Consider the following 18996-nt stretch of genomic DNA (forward strand, 5'->3'; position numbering starts at 1 on the left):
CATTTCCCGGACCGGCGCCCAGGACACATAATCTCTCATGATTGCCGATGACCTCTTCGGTTCGGTATAGCCGGCCGCATCGCGAAGGCGATGACGCGTAAGCGCGGCATTGAGCCGCCGCGCATTGATTCTATGCTCTCTCTTCCCCGGCATGGCCCCGGACGACGTCACGCGGACACCCATGGCAATTTCTCCTGGCCACCGAAGCCTTTCTCCGATCCATCGGTGCGGCGTCGCAATCAATTTGAATGCAGCTGCTAAATGCGCCGTTCCACGATCACCGCTGACGGATCGCCTGCCCGGTATCGACGATTCCGATCTCTCGCATCTGAACGCCCGAATCGAGGGGAAAATCAGTATAGTTTGTAATAAAGACTTACTATTTGGCGGATTTTTGAGGAAAATAATATACATCTCGTATGTTTATATAGTATATCCTACAAATGTTCTTAAGGCAGACTTATTTATATTTATGGATTCTGATGTATTTTTGCATCTATGACGCTTTTATGTCGTTACTTACAGAAAAATCCGAAACTATTGTATTTCGATGCCGGCGCGGCCTCGCTAGTTTGCGTGCGCGGACATCCTGTGACGTTCCGCAAGAGGGAACAGCCGGATAGATGGAATGTGGCGGGTAGTTACCGACATCGTTCTGATCCGGCAAAGCGATTGGAGAAAAAATGAATATCAAGAGCCTTCTTCTCGGCTCCGCTGCTGCACTCGTAGCAGTTTCCGGTGCTCACGCGGCTGACGCTATCGTTGCTGCTGAGCCGGAGCCCCTGGAATACGTCCGCATCTGCGATGCATATGGCGCTGGCTACTTCTTCATCCCGGGCACGGAAACCTGCCTCAAGATCGGTGGTAAGGTTCGTACCGAAGGCAAGTGGTATGACGCTTATGACCCGGATGCACGCTATGGCACTCTCTGGCACACTCGTGCCGAGCTGCAGCTGCAGACGGCAACCGACACCGAATATGGTCCTCTGAAGACCAACACCGAACTGCGTTGGGACTGGAATGACGGCAACGCCACCTCCACCAACCTGCTGCACGCAAGCATCAGCCTCGGTGGCTTCACCATCGGTAAGGAAGACTCGCAGTTCAACGTCTTCACCGGTTATGCCGGCGACGTCATCAACGACGACGTGATCGGCGATGGCCCGTACGAACTGAACCAGATCACCTACAACTACGACGCCGGCAACGGTTTCACGGCTGTGATCTCGGTTGAAGACAGCAATTCGGGCCCGGGTGCTACCGGCGCCAATGGCGAAGACAGCTCCGACCACTATGCTCCGGACGTTGTCGCAGGTGTTGGCTACAAGGCCGGCGCATGGGGCTTCAAGGTCGTCGGCGGCTACGACTCGATCGTTGAAGAAGGCGCCATCAAGGCTCGCGTTGATGCCGACTTCGGCGTATTCGATGCCTTCGTCATGGGCGGCTGGAACACCGACGGCGACAAGCTGAACAAGTATGCCAATGGCGATTCGATCGGCCAGAGCTGGGGCGACTGGGCAGTTTGGGGCGGCGTTGGCGTACCGGTCAACGAAAAGCTGAAGTGGAACCTGCAGCTCGCCTACACCGACAACAAGACCTTCTCGGCAACCACGAACGTCAAGTGGAAGCCGGTCAAGAACCTGCTCATCGAGCCGGAAGTCACCTACACCAACTGGGATTCGATCAACGAAGACCAGTGGGCTGGCGTTCTCCGCTTCGAGCGTAGCTTCTAAGCCTATCCAGATCTAATCTGATCTGAAATAGACCTCCGATCAGAAAGGGAGGAAGGTTCGGTTTCCCTCCGGACCTTCTTTCTTTTTTGCATTCTGGAGATCATGATATTCCGGCTGGCTCTTCCGAAGCCGGCACCTTTCCCGGGCGCACGGGCGTGCTCAAAAAGGCAGCGGCATGGCCGCAAATTGATGCTTTCCACCGCCACCAACCTTGCCGTATCCGTTGAGCGACGACACGCTGGCGAGAGGATACGGCCATGGCGAAGCCCTTCTATTGGAATGAACTCAACACATATGATTTCGCCGATCTCTCGGCCGACACCACGATCGCGATCCTGCCGATTGCCTCGACGGAGCAGCACGGCCCGCATCTGCCGATCGCAACCGATGTCGCGATCGCTACGGGCATGCTGGCGGAACTGAAAGTCCAGCGCTCCGCCGATCTCGATTTCCTTGTGCTGCCGACGCAGGAAATCGGCAAGGCCAACGAACATATCTACGGTCCCGGCACGCTTTCGCTCAGCGCTGAGCTGTTGATACCGGTCTGGACCGCCATCGGCGCGAAGGTCGCAGAGGCCGGCATCCGCAAGATGGTCATCGTCAACTCCCATGGCGGCAATCTCGATATTATGGGCATCGTCGCGCGCGAGCTGCGCGTGCGTCATCGGATGGCCGTCGTCGCCACGCAGTGGAGCCGCTTCGGCACGCCTGACGGCATGATCGACGACCATGAGCAGCGCTTCGGCATTCATGGCGGCGATGTCGAAACCTCGCTCATGCTGCATTTCCGGCCCGAGCTCGTGCGGATGGACAAGGCTGAGAATTTCGCCTCCAGAGCGGAATGGATGAAGGAACATTCCAAATATCTGCAACCGCTGCCGCCGCATTCGCTCGCCTGGATCGCGCATGATCTCAATCCAAACGGCGTGGTCGGCAATGCCGCGGCCGGCACGGCCGAAAAGGGCGCGCTCATCTGCCGGCACCAGATCGCCGGCTTCATCGAGATGCTGCGCGACCTGCGCGACTATCCGCTCTCCAACCTCTATTCGAAATAGGTGTCCGAACGGCGGCGCTCGGAGGGCGCGATGATATGCCCCTTCGCGTGCAGCTCCTCCACCATTCCGGCAAGTTCCGCCAGCAGGTACTCGGCGAAAAGGCTGGTGGCGGCATCGAGCGGCGCACGCGTCCGGGCGAAAAGCTTCATGGGTTGGGGCCGTGAGTGGGGCTCGGCGATCGGCCGAAAGACCAGCTCCCCGCGGCGACACTCGGTGATAACGTCGAGCGGGTTGAGCAGCGTCAGCCCCGCCCCGCATTTCACGAGTTGCTTGAGCATTTCCGACGCATTGCTCTCCAGCACGGGCTCGACCTGCACGGAGAGGCGCGCCAACGTCAGATTGATGATATCGCGCAGGCTGCTTCCAGGCTGCGCCAGCAGCAGCCGCTCCTCGACGACATCGGCGAGATTGATCGGCCCCGGTCCGATCAAGGGGTGACCGGGAGGCAGCACGACACCGATCGGTATGTCGAAATTGCCGAGCGAGCGGATGCCGGGCGTTGCCGGTATGTTGAAGCCCAGTCCGATATCAACCTCTCCGGCGACTACCGGCGCCATGGTGGTGGAGCCGGCATCGTTGCGCAGCTGGATGAAGACCCTCGGATGTTCCAGGAGGAAGCGGGCGATGATCTCGGGCAGAGGTCCGGCGGCAAGGCCGACCGTCGCGACGATCCTGACCTTGCCGGCCTGCTGCATCTTGAGGCTGCGAATGCGCCCTTCCAGCCGCTCGTAATTCTTCAGCACCTCGCGGATGTGCTCGATGCAGAGCTCGCCTGCCGCCGTCAGCCGCAAGCCACGCGGCAGACGCTCGAAGAGTGGCGCCCCCATTTCCTCCTCCAACGCCAGAATCTGCCGGTTGATCGCCGATGACGCCACGTTGAGCCGCGCCGCCGCCTTGCGGATCGAGCCGCAGCGGGCAATTTCATTGATGTAGAGAAGCCGTCTCGAATGCAGCATATGCGTTCCCATTGCTTAATTTTTGCCCAGGCCGCACAATTTAGGCACAGACCTGGGAAGAGATGCCGAAAAAGCATCAATGCGGACGAATTTTGATGCTTTTCAAAGCGCAAGGCAATCGCTCAAATGCAAGAAATGGGCCTCAACAATGACGTCCCATGGCAGATAAGGGGAACAGTCAGCCATGCATAATACATTGAAGATAAAAGCATTTTTCGCCGCCATGGGTCTGGCCGCAGCAATCGTCTCGGCTGGACCCGCAAACGCACTCGATAAAGTCACCTACGGCACCAACTGGCTTGCCCAGGCCGAGCATGGCGGCTTCTATCAGGCCATTGCCGATGGCACATACAAAAAATATGGCCTCGACGTCACCATCGTCCAGGGCGGCCCCAATGCCGCCAATTCGGCTTTGCTGATTTCCGGCAAGCTTGATTTCTACATGGGCGGCCCGCAGCAAGAGATCGATGCGGTCAAGCAGGGCATTCCGATCGTCGATGTCGCGGCGATCTTCCAGAAGGACCCGCAAGTGCTGATCGCCCATCCGGATGCCGGCGTGGAGAAATTCGAGGATCTCGCCAAGCTGCCGACGCTATTCCTGAGCAAGGACGGCTATATCACCTATTTCGAGTGGATGAAGGCGAATTTCCCGGGCTTCAAGGACGAGCAGTTCAAGCCCTATAATTTCAGCCCGGCGCCCTTCCTCGCCGACAAGCAGTCGGCGCAGCAGGGATATGTCACCTCGGAACCCTATGAGATCGAGAAGCAGGCTGGCTGGAAGCCGAAAGTCTTCCTGATCGCCGATGCCGGCTATTCGCCCTATTCGACGATGATCACCGCGCAGAAGGCGCTGGTCGACAAGAATCCCGATCTCGTGCAACGTTTCGTCAATGCCTCGATCGAAGGCTGGTACAACTATCTCTACGGCGACAACAAGGCGGCCAACGAGCTGATCAAAAAGGACAATCCCGATATGACGGATGGCCAGATCGCCTATTCCATCGCCAAGATGAAGGACTATGGCATCGTTGAATCCGGTGACGCTCTCGACAAGGGCATCGGCTGCCTCACCGAGGCGCATTACAAGAAGTTCTTCGACGAGATGGTGCAGATCAAGATCTTCGATGCCGATATCGACTACAAGAAAGCTTTCGATACGCAGTTCGTCTGCAAGGGCGTCGGCATGTCGCTGAAGAAGTAAGCCTTGACACCTCCCCTTGAGGGGGAGGTCGCCGTAAAGCGGCGGGTGGGGGTGATCTTCTCGGATTTGCAAAAGATCACCCCACCCCGGAGCTTCGCTCCGATCCTCCCCTCAACGGGAGGGTGGATCAACAAAGAGCCGAACAATGACACTATCGGAAACCATTGCGACAAATCGAACGGAAGCACGCAAGCGGCCGCTCGTCATCATGGAGCAGGTCTCCAAGACCTTCTCGAACGGCACGTTGGCGCTGTCGGACATGTCGCTCCATGTGGAGAGCGGCGAATTCATAAGCCTGCTCGGACCTTCCGGCTGCGGCAAGTCGACGGCTTTGCGTATCATCGCCGGCCTCGGCGGTGCTTCCAGCGGCAGGATCGATTGGCCGAGTTCACGCATCAACGCGAAGGGCCTGCCGGAGGGCGATATCGGCTTCGTCTTCCAGGAACCGACGCTGCTCCCTTGGAAGACGGTGTTCGGCAACGTCCACCTGCCCCTGAAGCTAAGGGGAATTTCGAAAGTTGCCGCCCATGAACAGATCATGGAAACATTGGCGACGGTCGGCCTTCAGGACTTCGCCGATGCCTATCCGCGGGAGCTGTCCGGCGGCATGAAGATGCGGGTTTCGATCGCGCGTGCGCTGGTAACGAAACCGAAGCTGCTGCTGATGGACGAGCCCTTTGCCGCGCTCGATGAAATCACGCGCCAGAAGCTCAATGACGACGTGCTGCGCCTCTGGCACACAACAGGCATCACCGTCATCTTCGTCACGCATTCCGTCTATGAATCCGCCTATCTCTCCAACCGCATCGTCGTCATGAAGGCGCGGCCGGGCCGCGTCCACACCGACTTCCCCCTGCAAACCAGCGGCGAACGCGATCCGCTCTATCGCTCATCGGAAGAATACCGGGAGGTGTGCGAAAAAGTATCCCGTTCCCTGATCGAGGCCATCGGCTGGCCGGAGGCCCATTGATGAGCGACAGCACCAGCCTGCCCGCCATTCTTTCCGCTGAAACAATCAATGCGCCGGCTACCGCCGCCAGGCAGCGCAATCTAGAACGCGCGCTCGGCGTCGTCGTACCGATCGCGACCGTTCTCGTGCTTCTCATCCTCTGGCAGCTTCTCGTCGTCGGCACCGGCATTCCGCAATATATTCTGCCGAGCCCGATCGCCGTCGCCAAGGCGCTTGTCTCCGATTGGGGCATTCTCTGGCCGGCGCTGTGGGTGACGACCGAAATCACCTTCATATCCCTCGTCCTGGCGCTGATCGGCGGCGTCGGCTTTGCCATCTTCCTTGTGCAGTCCCGCTGGATCGAACTCGCCTTCTATCCGCTCGCCGTCATTCTTCAGGTGACGCCGATTGTCGCGATCGCACCGTTGATCCTGATCTATGCGCCGACACGCGAAGCAGCGCTTTTAATCTGCGGCTTCCTCGTTGCCTTTTTTCCAATCCTGTCCAACATGGTGCAGGGATTGAAAAGCGTCGACCATAATCTGCTTAATCTCTTTGATCTCTACGGTGCCTCGCGCTGGCAGGCCTTGCTGCATCTGAAGCTGCCGGCAGCCCAGCCCTATTTCATGACGGGCTTGAGGATCGGCGGTGGCCTGTCGCTGATCGCATCGGTCGTCGCGGAATTCGCCGCCGGCTCCGGCGGTCCGAATTCGGGCCTGGCGTTCCGCTTGCTGGAAGCGCAATACCGCCAGAACATGCCGCGGCTCTTCGCGGCACTGCTGCTTCTGTCGGCGCTCGGCGTCGCCATCTTCGCCTTCACCTCCTTCATCTCATGGCTGAGCCTGCATCGCTGGCATGAGAGCAGCCTCAAGCGGGAGAACTGATGTCCCACGCCTTCATGTCGCCGCCGAATGCCGCTCGCTTCGTGCTGAGCAATGCTACCGTTCCCGCCGTGACGCTGTCCGGCTTTCCGGCACCCTCCAGTGAGGGCCTCGTCAAGGCCGATATCGTCGTGGCCGACGGCCTTATCAGCGATATCCGCGCGCCGGGTACATCGCCGGTGGAATATGCCAAGGTCGATATGAGGGAGGGCATGGTCTGGCCGACTTTCGCCGACATGCACACCCATCTCGACAAGGGCCACATATGGGAGCGCCGCTCCAACCCGGACGGTAGTTTCATGGGCGCGCTTGATGCCGTGCGCACCGACCGCGAAGCCAACTGGTCGCCCGATGATGTGCGCAAGCGCATGGAATTCTCGCTGCGCTCGGCTTACGCCCATGGCACAGGCTTGATCCGTACCCATCTGGATTCACTAGCGCCGCAGCACCGCATTTCCTTCGAGGTTTTCGCCTCGGTTCGCGAAGCCTGGAAGGACAAGATCGCGCTGCAGGCCGTCGCTCTCTTTCCGCTCGACAGCATGGTGGACGATGCCTTCTTCGCCGATCTGCTTCGCGTCGTTCGCGACACCGGCGGCTTGATGGGCGGTGTCACTCAGATGAATCCGGACCTTGAGGGCCAGCTGGACAAACTGATCCGCGCAGCCGCCGACAACGGTCTCGACATTGATCTGCATGTCGACGAGACGGAAGACAGGGAGGTGCTGACGCTGAAGGCGATTGCCGAAGCCGTGCTTCGCAACGGCTTCACGGGCAAGGTCACAGCCGGCCATTGCTGCTCGCTTGCCCGGCAGGACGAGGATGTGGCAAGCGCCACCATCGAACTCGTCGCCAAGGCCGGGATTTCCATCGTCTCGCTGCCGATGTGCAACATGTATCTGCAGGACCGTCATGCCGGCCGCACACCGCGCTGGCGCGGTGTCACCCTTCTGCATGAGCTTGCCGCCGCCGGTGTTCCCACAGCCGTTGCCTCCGACAATACCCGCGATCCCTTCTATGCTTATGGCGATCTCGATCCAGTCGAAGTGTTCCGGGAAGCCGTGCGCATCCTGCATCTCGACCATCCGCTGGATACGGCCGCAAGGGTCATCACCACCTCGCCCGCAGAGATACTTGGCCGCCCGGATATCGGGCGGATCGCCGTCGGCAGCCCCGCCGATCTCGTGCTTTTCAGCGCCAGGCGATGGAGCGAATTCCTTTCCCGTCCGCAGTCCGACCGCGTCGTCCTTCGCAAGGGCAAGGTGATCGACCGTAGCCTGCCGGATTACCGTGAACTCGACAGCGTCATTGGAGCCTGACATGCCGGATTACCAGCGCATCAAGAAAGAACTCGAAGGCATCGCCGTCGAAGACAATCCGGCGCTCGTGCGTCAGAAGAGCCGCGACTTCTATTGGTATTCACCGATCCTGAAGGCCCAGCTCGACAATGTCACAGCCGATCTCGTCGTGACGCCGAAGACCGAGGAAGAGGTGATCCGCACTTTGAAGGTCGCCTACGCGCATGACGTACCCGTCACGCCGCGTGGCGCGGGCACCGGCAATTACGGCCAGGCGATGCCGCTTTCCGGCGGTATAGTGCTCAATCTCGCCGCGATGAACAGGATCAAGGAGATCCATCCCGGCCGCGTCGTCTGCGAGCCCGGAATCGTTATTGCCGAACTCGACCGCCAGACCAGGGCCCATTCGGGCCAGGAACTGCGCTTCCATCCTTCGACCGCGCAGACGGCGACGATCGGCGGCTTCATCGCCGGCGGCTCGGGCGGTGTCGGCTCGATCACCTGGGGCGGCCTGCGCGATCTCGGCAACATCCTGCGGCTGCGCGTCGTGACGATGGAAGCAGAACCCCGCACTCTCGATCTCACCGGCTGGGATCTGACCAAGGTCAGCCATGCCTACGGCACCAACGGCATCATCACCGAAATCGAGATGCCGCTGGCGCCGGCCTATGATTGGGTCGATGTGCTGGTCGGTTATGACGACTTCATGGATGCCGTGCGCTTCTCCGATGCGCTCGCCAAATGCAACGGCATTCTGGTCAAGGAGATCGCCCCGATCGCCGCTCCCATTCCGCACGAATATTTTACCCGCCACAAGCCCTATATCCGTCAGGGGCAATCGATCGTGGCGCTGATGATCGCGCCGCACTCGATGGATCCTTTCGTTGCCTTCACCATGCAGCAGAAGGGTGAAATCACCTTCCGCTCCGACAAGGTGGAGAGCATGAAGGGCATTCCGCATGCCTATGAACTCGCCTGGAACCACACGACGCTGCGCGCTATCAAGGTCGATCCGTCGATCACCTATCTGCAGGTGCAGTATCCGGGGCCGGACCACGTCGCCAAAGTCCAGAAGATGGTGGAGATTTTCGGCGACGAGGTGCCCGGTCATCTCGAATTCATCAAGTTCGACGGCCAGATCCAGTGCTCGGGCTTGCCGCTGGTGCGCTATACCTCAGAGGCGCGGCTTGAGGAGATCATTAGGATTCATCAGGACCACGGCTGCCCGATCTTCAACCCGCATCGCTATACGCTGGAGGAAGGCGGCATGAAGCAGACGGACGCCGTGCAGCTTGCCTTCAAGAAGGAAACAGACCCGAAGGGCCTGCTCAACCCTGGCAAGATGATTGCCTGGGACGATCCGAATTTCGATTTCAAATCCGGCAAGAATTACCTCTTCCCCGGCCTTGCAGCGCTGATGGAGGCCTCATGAAGGTTCTCGTCCTTCATTCCCATCCGGTCGAGGAAAGCTATGGCGCCGCGCTGCACCGGCAAACCGTCGAGAGCCTGAAGGGCGCCGGCCACGAGGTCGACGATTGCAATCTTTATGCGGAAGGGTTCGATCCCGTACTGTCACGCCAAGACCGCGTGATCTATCATGACTATCCTGGCAATATCGAGGCGGTAAAATCCTATGTCGAGCGGTTGCAGCGCGCGGAAGCCTTAGTCATCGTCACGCCCGTCTGGAATTTCGGCTTTCCTGCGATCCTCAAGGGTTATTTCGACCGGGTCTGGCTGCCCGGCGTCTCCTTCGAACTCGTTGACGGCAAGGTGCGCTCAAAGCTGCAGCACATCCGCAAGCTTGGGGCGGTGCTGACCTATGGCGCCGACCCGTTCCGCGCCTTCATCGCCGGCAACCCTCCGAAGAAGATCGTCAAGCGTGTCCTGCGCGCCCAGATCAAGCCCTTCGCCCCGGTCGTTTTCCTTGCCCATTACGACATGAACCGCTCGACCGACGAGACGAGAGGGCTCTTCCTTGACAAGGTAAAGCGGGAAATGGCTCGCTTCTGAGATTGAACGCGCTTGTTATAGCCGATCTCTAAGCATATCCGCGGTGACGTTCCGGCCACGCCGGAAAACACCCAAAATCGTTACCTGATCGCGTTCAACGACGAAAGCAATCGACGTTGTGCGGCGGTAGCCGATAACACGAAGCCCCGGCACCGGCCCTTCGTGAACGGTCCCGCGCTCCGCAAACGTTGCAAGCCCTCAATAAGCTCATAATACCGCCGACACTAGTTGCCGGCAATCACTGGCCGAAATTGGCAGCCACGTCGTCAAAAATCTGGTCAAGCTCTGCCGGCGTGGATGACTTCGTTACGGTCATGATAACGGCCAGATTCAAGCTGGCGCTGGATGAACGGCTCGTCGTGATCGGTCAAGGCTTGGCGGTTGCGCATTGTGATCTCCTTACCCTGATTGTGGGGTGGGAAGCGGATTTCTGCAATGGTTTTGCGGCACCGGCAAACCATCGAGGAGATCGATACGTTATCCCGCTTCGCGCCGCGTTCAGATGCGACATCAAATCATCGACCCGGCGGTGATACCGCCGAGGCGATTTTCCACGCCGACATCTGCCACATTGAACTGATTGCTCATCACTCACATGGCCAGCGCATAGGACGCCTGCTCTACCCGCAGATGCTCGAGCATCCGTGCGATCCCTTCCTCCAGGCTGATCGAGGGAGTTAATCCGTAGGAGCGTTGCAGGGCCGTATCGCCGCAGCGGTAGAAGACGCCTTCCGGGTGGCTCGATCGTCCGATGACGGCAGGTTGCCAACCGATCTGCTGGCTGATGGTCTCGGCCAATTGGATGAAGGAGGTGGCGATGCCGGTTGATAGGTTGAGGCTCGCACCATCGGGGAGCAATTCCCGCGTCTGCCAGATGAATTCGATGCAGTCGGAAATGTGGATGAAATCGCGGCATTGACGGCCGGAGCCCCAGACGAAGACTTCCGCCGCGCCCTTTTCCGCCAGCAGCCGGCGACAGATCGCCGGGAAAGGATAGGCGAGATCCTGATCTTCGCCATAGCCGCTGAACGGTCTATAGGCGATGGCTCGCCGGCCATAGCGCTCGACATAGAGTTTCATCAGATATTCGCCGGTGAGTTTCGCCCATCCATAGCTGAGATCGGGCACGCCGACGGCGGCGTCGAAATTGATCATGTCCTCCGCCAGCAGCCGATGATTGTCGACGGTCTGTAGCGAGACCGGATAGGCTGCGCTGGAGCTGAAGAATATCACCGAACCCGGCTTGGCCCGCGACGCCCACTGCCATAGTTCCGCATCGACCGACAGATCCTCGGCGACATCGAGTGCCCGCGTTTCCAGCGTCACCCGGCCGCCGACCAGCGCCGCCAGATGGAAGACATAGTCAAAATGCTCAGGCGCGCGCGTGAAGAACGTGCGGCAGTCTTCCTCATGGAAACTGAAGCGCGAACGCGTAAAGCGCTGCCATAGATCAGGATGAAGCGCCCCTGTTCCTGTAACCAGTGAATCGACGCAGACGACATCCAATCCCTCGGCAAGAAGTCGCTGGATCAGATGTCGGCCGACGAAGCCACAACCGCCTGTCACCAAAGCGCGCATTATTGTTCCCCCCAACCTAATGTTCCGAAAAGCTGCCCCGCCCCATGTAGATATCCACCATGCGGCGTCCCCATTCCGCTCTGCTCGGTGCGATATGCTGGCCGAGGGCCAATGCTCCTTCGCTTAACCGCCGCATCAGGTGGTCGTCATCGGTCTGCGCCAATTTCTCCGCCAGCGACGCGGCATCGCCACTTGTGAAAACCAGACCCGCGCCATGCTTTTCGACCTCTTCTGCAATCAGCGCGTTGCTGCTGACGATGACCGGGATGCCGGACATCAAGGCTTCGGCGGCAACCAGGCCGTAAGGCTCGGGCATGCGCGACGGCATGACGAAAACACGCGCTTCGCCGGCAATCCTCGCAACCTCTTCATCGCTCAGCCAGCCGGGCACGAAGCAATGCGGCAGCGCGCGCTGCATTTCCTCAAGCAACGGCCCCCGCCCGATGAGCGTGGCGGTTCTGCCGGTCTGATTAAGGGCATCCGCCAGCGTCCGCACACCTTTTTCCCAGCACATGCGGCCGAGAAAGACGGTGCGGCGGTTGCGCCACGCCTCCACCGGCGTCCGCGTCAACGGCTCGGTCGGCGTGCGCAATGTCATGAAGTGCTGCAAAGGGCCGGAGCGCAGATGCGCCTCCATGTTTTCATGGGCGAGCACAATACCGACGCGGCTCCAGAATTCCTCGCCGACACCCCGCTGTGTCAGGGTGCGGCGGAAACGCCAAAGCTTATGGAAATAATTGCGCTTGTCGCAATTGGTCGTGAGACACGCGGCAGACAGTGGCTTGATATCGCAAACATCGCCGCTGTGGAAATTGATGAGCCCGCCGTTCGGACAGCTCAGGAAGAAGTCATGCGCCGTGACGATGACTTTGACCTCGTGTTTGGCAAGTGCATAAAAGATCGACGGCGACAGGATCTGGGACCAGCCATGCACGTGGACGACGGTCTCCTCATCCGACTCCCGAAGCAAACCCTCCATCGCCTCATGAGCGCGCCGATTGTAGTTTTTCGCGAGGATATCCCCGAACGCCGGACCTTCTCGAAGGGGTCGTTCGCCAAGCGCAACCGTGCGGATACCGGCGAACCGCGGCTTGAGACCTTCCCCGTCATCGCCGACCAGTATGGCGCAGGTCAGGCCCGCATCCCGGCTTGCATCGAGACATTGCAACGCCACCTTGGTGGCGCCACCGCGAACTGTCGAGACATCATTGACAAGGATGAGACGCATGAGATCGGCAACTCGTCCGCTTGTGTTATCCGGGTTGAACGAAGAAACCGCCCTCTCACGTTCACGCCCGCTACATAAAGCGCCCTAACACAATGACTTTTCAATTCATCCATTCGCACGAGGACATCCCGCTTTCAGATTGAATCCACAGGATTTCGTCACTTGAAAGGACAGAAGCGCCGCTCGCGCGCTTACCGTTACGCTCGGCTCCGCTGATTCTATATGTCTACGAAATCAAGGCGCTGGTGAACGGGATTTGCGCAATCGCTCGATAGCGGTTGCGCGCATCACAATATTCGTCACCAGCTCCTAGTGGACGCTGGGAATCTTCACGACCGCGGCGAAATCTTCCGCCACCAGTTCGCTGATTGCGATCAGGACCTCCTCGGCCGTGAAGCCGGCGGCGATCGTATCGTCTATCAAATCCCGCAGATCGGGCTCGATGACGTCACGGCAATCTTCGAGCCGCTCATCGGAGACCGTGATATTATTCAATTCTTCCATCTCGCGCCCTCTTCAAAAGATATTCGCGGCCGGCTCGATGCACCGGCCGCCGTTGAGCTGTTATCGAGCCGAAGCCCGGCGCTTGGCAGTCGGCAAGAGCCCCTCGCGTTGCAGCTTCTTGCGCACAGCCTTGCGCTGCCGGGCAACCGCCTGTGCTTTTTCGCGAACCCGGCGCTCGGAAGGCTTTTCATAGGCGCGACGCTCCCTCATTTCCCGAAAGAGACCTTCCCGCTGCATCTTCCTCTTCAAGGCACGCATGGCCTGTTCGACATTGTTGTCTCTGACGATGACCTGCATCTTCTTTCTCCTTGTTGTCGTTGTTGAATTCAGCCGAGCTGATCGGCAATGATGGCCTGAAGCTCCTGCCTCGTGAGAAGACAGGGATATGGCTTCCAGTTCGTGTCCGGCCGTTTGACGGCTTCGCCGCGCTCGCGCGGCTTTACCGCCGCCGGCGCGGCGGCAGTGTTTTGCATGTTCAATCGAAATCCTTGGCCGCCCGAGGCGGCGAAATGGCTCGGCAGCGCTTGACGCGCAAAATTATCGACGTCCTTGAAACGTCTGCCACAGCCGTGTGTGAAATTTGGGTGATGGCCAAAAGATAGGAAGCGCCCTGTCATATTACAAGGCAGCCGCGCGCACGGCTGGAAAACGGGATGTTGTGCCATCCTATATGGGTTTAGATGCTACCGAGCGCGCGGAAGAGACTAACCCAGAGGATTCGGGCCAGTGAAATGGATCTTACATTCTCCCCGCAATCTGCTTAGCTGGAGCATCGGTTTGGTGGTAAACTTCCTACCAGAAAGCGGATGAGGACAGCCATGTCTAATGTCTCAAAGGTCAGCATTGCAGTAACGCCGCAGCAAGCTGAGCTTTTACGCGATGCGGTCGAGAGTGGTGCATATGCCAGTAGCAGCGAAATTGTCCGCGAAGCCATGCGTGACTGGTCTGCGAAATGGGCTAGCCGGAAGAACGATATTCAGCATCTGCGCGAATTGTGGGCGCAGGGTAAAGCCAGCGGCGCGCCGCAAGCTGTTGATTTCGACGCAACCCGCGAAAAAGCCCGGCAGAAATTAAACGCCGCTCGCGGTCATGGCGGTTAAGCTCGCTTGGTCGCCTCAAGCCGAGGACAGCGTTATCAGTATTATGTCGAGATAGGTCTTCACCAACCACAGCTGCTGAACGCTATTATGAGCAGTTTAGGCAGAAAATCGGCCTTTTGGCCGATGCTCGATATCCCTGTTCGAAGATGAGAACGACGCACAATCTAGCGGGATAGCCGAGGATTTATCTGCCAAAGCAGTAATTGGCTGTGTCGACAATAATCTGACGGGCCGAAGAAGACGATCTCAGGCCCAGCTCGGACATGACCCGGCGTATATGGATTGCCGTCAGCACCATATGCCACTATCTTTGAGCCCAGGCACATTTACTACAAAGGAGGTTGCCTATGTCATCGCGGGACGCCTGATCCAGCAATACCAAGACTTCTGTCTTTCCAAAGACATCGACTTCACACGTATAGAATCCGTATGGCCGCACGACAATACCACGCTTTTCTGCAGCGCTGGGATGCAGCAGTACAAACAACTCTTCTCCGATCCCTCCCACATTGGAACCGTTGCCAACGTTCAGGCCTGCCTGCGAATGGGCGATCTCGACGAAATCGGGGACGGGACGCATTTCCTTCATTTCACGATGCTCGGTCTCTTCTCCTTCCGAGAAATGAGCGTCGGTGACGCGATCGATTTCTGGATCGAGTTTCTCGGCTCGATTGGCCTGGTGCCAGACCATGTCACGATCCATCCGGACCGCCTGGAGGAATGGTCGCCGCTTTATCGAGACCGTATCCCCATCGTACCGGATGACGGATGCATATGGAGCGATGGCAGCGTCAGCGGTTACTGCACCGAGTTCTACAAGAACGGCATTGAGATCGGGAATATCGTCAATCCGCTCGGGACCTGTATCGACGTCGGGTTTGGTGCCGAACGCCTTGACATGATCTTGAACGGCACGCCGCCCAGCGATGCGCTCAGCACGCTAAGCGACACCGTCATGAAGATCGTCGAGAGCGGCTATCGACCGGGAAGCAAGGAGCAAGGATATGTATTGCGAAAACTCCTTCGTCGCATCCATGTGCTCGGCGGAAAACTCGACCATCCTTATTTCGAGCAGGAAGTTGAGCGCCAGGAGCGACTACACTCCAAATATCTGCGCCTTCGCGACAAATATCCTGAGATGAGTCCGGAATGGTGGTTCGATACGCATGGGATCGACCTTTCCGACATGCAGGCAAGGAGGTCGAGCTAGTCTGATCGTTAAGAAAGCGGCGACGGAGCGCGCGGACGGTTTCATCGCCGCTCCATCGCCTCCCGCCGCTGACCAACTACAGGCTGCGCCGCACCCAGCGGAAATGGTCGGAAGAAAAGCCGCCAATTGGTAGGATCATTTAGACGCGCGTGTATTGCCAGCACTGGTTGCTTTGAGATAGACCCGTTCCATCTCACCCGTGTTCAGATTCTCCGGAGCATCCGAAATGCGCCTTCAACCGCAGCAGCGAATTTATGTCTGCTTTTTCCTCTTTGCGGTATCGATGGGCGCATTGCTGTCGCGCCTTCCCGATCTGCAGGACGCCTTGCAGATCGACAAATCCGAGCTCGGCCTGACGTTGATCGGTGCCGCCATCGGCGCATTGATATCGCTGACATTGGCGTCACCGGTCGTAGCGCGCCTTGGCGCGCGCAAAACCGCGTTCGTTACCGTGCTCGGGACATCGGCGATGCTCGCGCTCGTGCCATGGATGGGTGCGGCGCCTCTGGTCTTTGCCGTGCTGTTTTGCGAAGGCCTGCTGGCGGGCGCTCTCGAAATCAATCTTAACGTCGAAATCGATCGCATCGAGGCCCAGCTCGGCCGGGGTGTGATGAACAGGGCGCATGGCTTCTGGAGCCTCGGCTTTTTCGTCACCGCTCTCGTATCCTCCGCGGTCCGTCAAACAGGCGTGCCGATGCAGCTGCATCTTGCCCTGACATTCGCCTTTGTCCTCATCGTCGGCTTCATCACGATCGCCGGTATGCGAAATACCCCCGCACGCGCGACGCATGACCATGCAGACAAAGGCCATATCGCACTGCCAACGCTTGGCCTGCTGCCTCTTTGCGTGATCGGGATCGCGGCATTCCTGGTCGAGGGCGCCGGCATCGACTGGTCGGCGATCTACATGCGCGACGTCTTTCACGCCGAGCCGTTCATCGGGGGGCTCGGCCTGACGCTGTTCACCTTTTTCATGGCATTGGCAAGATTGTTCGCCGACCCGTTTGTCGATCGCTACGGCTCCAGGGCCGTTGCGCTCTTCCTGCTGCTTCTGTCGACCGCCGGGCTTTGCGCCGTCTGGCTTGCCCCGCATCCCAATGTGGCTCTCGTGGGATTTGCCTTCATGGGCGCCGGCTGCAGCGCGGTCTATCCGCTGGCGGTTTCAGCCGCCGCACAGCGCACCGATCGTCCGGCACATGTCAATGTTGCCGCTCTCGGGCAAATGTCGTTCGTCGTCTTTTTCCTGGCTCCGCCGTTGCTTGGATTCGTCGCCGAACATGCGGGCATTCGCACGGCCTATCTCGTATGCATCCCCGTCATCCTTGCCGCCCTGATGGGTGTCGGTTCGCTCTCGGCGCGCCGCAGCGCCTTTGCGACCTCTTGAAACTCGCGGATCAAATCAGGCATCGGCTTCACAAGTTCGACCTGCGAAGCCGGCTGTCTGTCGAGGGGATACGCCATACCGCTTCCCCTCGCCCGCAGGCGGCTTGAGGCATCGCTCGCCTGCGAGGTTTTCACCAGGCAGGAGGCCGAAACCCCTTAACGCAGCGACCGGAATGCCGCCCTGACTTCATCGGTGAAAATCGCCGGTTGTTCCCAGGCGGCGAAATGCCCGCCATTGTCGGCCTCGTTGAAGTAGATCAGGTTGCCATAGCAACGTTCGGTCCAGCTCTTCGGGGCCTGGTAGATTTCACCGGGAAAGACACTGACGGCAACCGGCAGCGTCGGAATCTGAATGGCATTGAAGTTGTTGGAATGATCTTCCCAATAGATCTGGGCCGCGGACGTTCCGGTTTCCGTGAACCAGTAGAGAGAGATGTCATCCAGCATTTCATCGCGGCTCAAGACCTTTTCCGGCTGCTTATTACTGTAAGTCCAGGTGACGAACTTGTCGTAGATCCAAGCGGCCAGGCCGACCGGCGAGTCGACGAGCGAATAGCCGATGGTCTGCGGACGGGTGACCATCATATTGGCGTAGCCCGAGCTGTCGCGATAGAACGCCGCCAGCTTGTTGAAACAGGCGCGCTCCTTGTCCGTCAGATCAGCCGGAGCGGGATCGCCGGCTGCAAGGATGTGGGCAATCTCCTTCGGGACGATGCCGGGCATGTTGAGATGGATGCCGAGCAATCCCGGCACCTTCTGAAGCGCCATGCGCTGCGAGATGACCGAGCCGCAATCGCCGCCCTGCGAGACGAACCGCTCATAGCCAAGGCGATGCATCAACGTACCCCATGCCCGGCCGATATGATCCGAGCCCCAGCCCGTCGTCGTCGGCTTGCCCGAGAAGCCGAAGCCGGGAATCGACGGTACAACGAGATGAAACGCGTCTTCGGCCTTGCCACCATGGGCCGTCGGGTTCGTCAAAGGATCGATCACCTTGAGCATTTCCAGGATCGAGCCCGGCCAGCCATGGGTCATGATCATCGGCATTGCGTTTTCATGCTGGGAGCGCACGTGAATGAAGTGGATATCCAGCCCGTCGATTTCCGTGATGAACATCGGAAGGGAATTAAGCTTCTGCTCCACCTTTCGCCAATCGTAGCCGTCGGCCCAATATCCAACGAGATCGCGCAAGCGCTCGAGCTGCACACCCTGGGAATCATCGGCGACATTTTCCTTAAGCGGCCAGCGTGCCGTCGCAAGTCTCTGCTTCAACTCGGCAATCGCGCTGTGGGGGATATGAACCTTGAAGGGCTTGACGCCATCGGGCAAGGCCTCCGAGCCGGCAAAGGACATCGCAGGCTTGAGCAGCGCCGCTGCACCGGCGACAGCAGCCGCGGTGACGAAGGCGCGTCGATTCAATGAGAAGGATGAAGACGACATCAGGAACTCCATATATTTGGGAGGTTGTTGAATGCCGTGAAGTTCTGCTTTCCGCGTGTATCTGCGTTGTGTCTTCAACCGTATCGAATTGTATCCGTCCGTATCAAGACCGAGGAAGGCTACGATGGATTACAGAAGCCGCGTTTTCAGGCTTTGTCGGCAAAGAGGAAATGCACACAACGTGCCTCCAGCCGGATTGGTCGGCGAGAGGATGTCCGCCGGAAAGCCGCAGCCGCATGGGCAAGCGCGCCGCGCCATACGTAGCCTCTGATGGCGAATATTGGGTTCGGTGTGGGATACAAGACGCAGCGGCGGGAACGTCAAAGTCCGCAAGATCATCGACTTGCCTGGGCTTGTCAGGACCTCCTTCCGCAATAGCGGAATGGCCTCATGGCTGAGCGCCAGGAGCGATAGGAGCGGCTATCCCGGCGGGAGGAGGAGACCGTGGATAGCCGGCCGGCCTGATTTAAAGA

General features: G+C 58.9%; 19 protein-coding genes. 11 read left to right on the forward strand and 8 right to left on the reverse strand.

Annotated features, from left to right (window positions below):
* The first annotated feature begins 683 nt into the window (after positions 1-683).
* Together FHT84_RS09400 and FHT84_RS09405 are read left to right on the forward strand one after the other, a co-directional pair.
* Positions 684-1733: a porin gene (locus FHT84_RS09400; RefSeq protein WP_112345753.1), complete on the forward strand. Its 1050-nt coding sequence runs from the start codon at positions 684-686 to the stop codon at positions 1731-1733.
* A 257-nt stretch (positions 1734-1990) separates the two neighbouring features.
* Complete coding sequence (locus FHT84_RS09405) at positions 1991-2788, forward strand: creatininase family protein (protein WP_113248872.1); 798 nt, start codon at positions 1991-1993, stop codon at positions 2786-2788.
* Here the strand turns inward: FHT84_RS09405 and FHT84_RS09410 are convergent.
* Entirely contained in the window at positions 2776-3744 is a 969-nt protein-coding gene (locus FHT84_RS09410; RefSeq protein ID WP_112345751.1) for a LysR substrate-binding domain-containing protein, read from the reverse strand. The two genes, FHT84_RS09405 and FHT84_RS09410, sit on opposite strands and share 13 nt — an antisense overlap.
* A 184-nt stretch (positions 3745-3928) precedes the next feature.
* On the opposite strand from FHT84_RS09410, the gene FHT84_RS09415 reads away from it, so the two are divergent.
* The 6 genes from FHT84_RS09415 to FHT84_RS09440 all read left to right on the forward strand — a co-directional run bounded on the left by FHT84_RS09415 (position 3929) and on the right by FHT84_RS09440 (position 10080).
* Entirely contained in the window at positions 3929-4945 is a 1017-nt protein-coding gene (locus tag FHT84_RS09415) for an ABC transporter substrate-binding protein (protein WP_113248873.1), read from the forward strand.
* Positions 4946-5090: 145 nt separating this feature from the next.
* Positions 5091-5915, forward strand: a complete 825-nt coding sequence (locus tag FHT84_RS09420; protein WP_113248874.1) for an ABC transporter ATP-binding protein — start codon at positions 5091-5093, stop codon at positions 5913-5915.
* On the forward strand, positions 5915-6778 hold the full coding sequence (locus FHT84_RS09425) for an ABC transporter permease (RefSeq protein WP_112345748.1): 864 nt from the start codon (positions 5915-5917) through the stop codon (positions 6776-6778). The genes FHT84_RS09420 and FHT84_RS09425 overlap by 1 nt, the downstream gene beginning before the upstream one ends.
* Entirely contained in the window at positions 6778-8091 is a 1314-nt protein-coding gene (locus FHT84_RS09430; protein WP_113248875.1) for a cytosine deaminase, read from the forward strand. The genes FHT84_RS09425 and FHT84_RS09430 overlap by 1 nt, the downstream gene beginning before the upstream one ends.
* A 1-nt stretch (position 8092) precedes the next feature.
* Complete coding sequence (locus FHT84_RS09435) at positions 8093-9502, forward strand: FAD-binding oxidoreductase (RefSeq protein ID WP_113248876.1); 1410 nt, start codon at positions 8093-8095, stop codon at positions 9500-9502.
* Positions 9499-10080 (forward strand): NAD(P)H-dependent oxidoreductase, encoded by a 582-nt coding sequence (locus FHT84_RS09440; protein WP_113248877.1) that lies wholly within the window; start codon positions 9499-9501, stop codon positions 10078-10080. The genes FHT84_RS09435 and FHT84_RS09440 overlap by 4 nt, the downstream gene beginning before the upstream one ends.
* A gap of 278 nt (positions 10081-10358) precedes the next feature.
* On the opposite strand, the gene FHT84_RS09445 is transcribed toward FHT84_RS09440, so the two are convergent.
* The 6 genes from FHT84_RS09445 to FHT84_RS09470 all read right to left on the reverse strand — a co-directional run bounded on the left by FHT84_RS09445 (position 10359) and on the right by FHT84_RS09470 (position 13863).
* Complete coding sequence (locus FHT84_RS09445; RefSeq protein ID WP_183761917.1) at positions 10359-10469, reverse strand: type II toxin-antitoxin system ParD family antitoxin; 111 nt, start codon at positions 10467-10469, stop codon at positions 10359-10361.
* Between the two features lie 202 nt (positions 10470-10671).
* Positions 10672-11658 carry an NAD(P)-dependent oxidoreductase gene (locus FHT84_RS09450; RefSeq protein WP_210260700.1) on the reverse strand — a complete coding sequence of 329 codons (987 nt, stop codon included), beginning with the start codon at positions 11656-11658 and terminating at the stop codon, positions 10672-10674.
* 16 nt (positions 11659-11674) lie between these two features.
* Entirely contained in the window at positions 11675-12886 is a 1212-nt protein-coding gene (locus FHT84_RS09455) for a glycosyltransferase family 4 protein (RefSeq protein WP_113248878.1), read from the reverse strand.
* A 309-nt stretch (positions 12887-13195) separates the two neighbouring features.
* Positions 13196-13390 (reverse strand): hypothetical protein, encoded by a 195-nt coding sequence (locus tag FHT84_RS09460; protein WP_112345743.1) that lies wholly within the window; start codon positions 13388-13390, stop codon positions 13196-13198.
* A 60-nt stretch (positions 13391-13450) separates the two neighbouring features.
* Positions 13451-13687 carry a 30S ribosomal protein S21 gene (gene rpsU / locus FHT84_RS09465; protein ID WP_112345742.1) on the reverse strand — a complete coding sequence of 79 codons (237 nt, stop codon included), beginning with the start codon at positions 13685-13687 and terminating at the stop codon, positions 13451-13453.
* A 29-nt stretch (positions 13688-13716) separates the two neighbouring features.
* Positions 13717-13863: a hypothetical protein gene (locus tag FHT84_RS09470; RefSeq protein ID WP_162736897.1), complete on the reverse strand. Its 147-nt coding sequence runs from the start codon at positions 13861-13863 to the stop codon at positions 13717-13719.
* Between the two features lie 345 nt (positions 13864-14208).
* On the opposite strand from FHT84_RS09470, the gene FHT84_RS09475 reads away from it, so the two are divergent.
* The 3 genes from FHT84_RS09475 to FHT84_RS09485 all read left to right on the forward strand — a co-directional run bounded on the left by FHT84_RS09475 (position 14209) and on the right by FHT84_RS09485 (position 17084).
* The gene (locus FHT84_RS09475) at positions 14209-14490 is read left to right on the forward strand and encodes a type II toxin-antitoxin system ParD family antitoxin (RefSeq protein ID WP_183761920.1); all 282 of its coding nucleotides are present in this window, start codon (positions 14209-14211) and stop codon (positions 14488-14490) included.
* Between the two features lie 298 nt (positions 14491-14788).
* Positions 14789-15700 carry an alanine--tRNA ligase-related protein gene (locus tag FHT84_RS09480; RefSeq protein WP_183761923.1) on the forward strand — a complete coding sequence of 304 codons (912 nt, stop codon included), beginning with the start codon at positions 14789-14791 and terminating at the stop codon, positions 15698-15700.
* A gap of 226 nt (positions 15701-15926) precedes the next feature.
* Positions 15927-17084 (forward strand): MFS transporter, encoded by a 1158-nt coding sequence (locus FHT84_RS09485; RefSeq protein ID WP_113248881.1) that lies wholly within the window; start codon positions 15927-15929, stop codon positions 17082-17084.
* 155 nt (positions 17085-17239) lie between these two features.
* Here the strand turns inward: FHT84_RS09485 and FHT84_RS09490 are convergent, their stop codons facing one another.
* The gene (locus FHT84_RS09490; protein ID WP_113248882.1) at positions 17240-18523 is read right to left on the reverse strand and encodes an epoxide hydrolase family protein; all 1284 of its coding nucleotides are present in this window, start codon (positions 18521-18523) and stop codon (positions 17240-17242) included.
* Between the last annotated feature and the right edge of the window lie 473 nt (positions 18524-18996).

Origin of the sequence: Rhizobium sp. BK289 (assembly GCF_014193575.1) — a bacterium.
Lineage (GTDB): Bacteria > Pseudomonadota > Alphaproteobacteria > Rhizobiales > Rhizobiaceae > Rhizobium > Rhizobium tropici_C.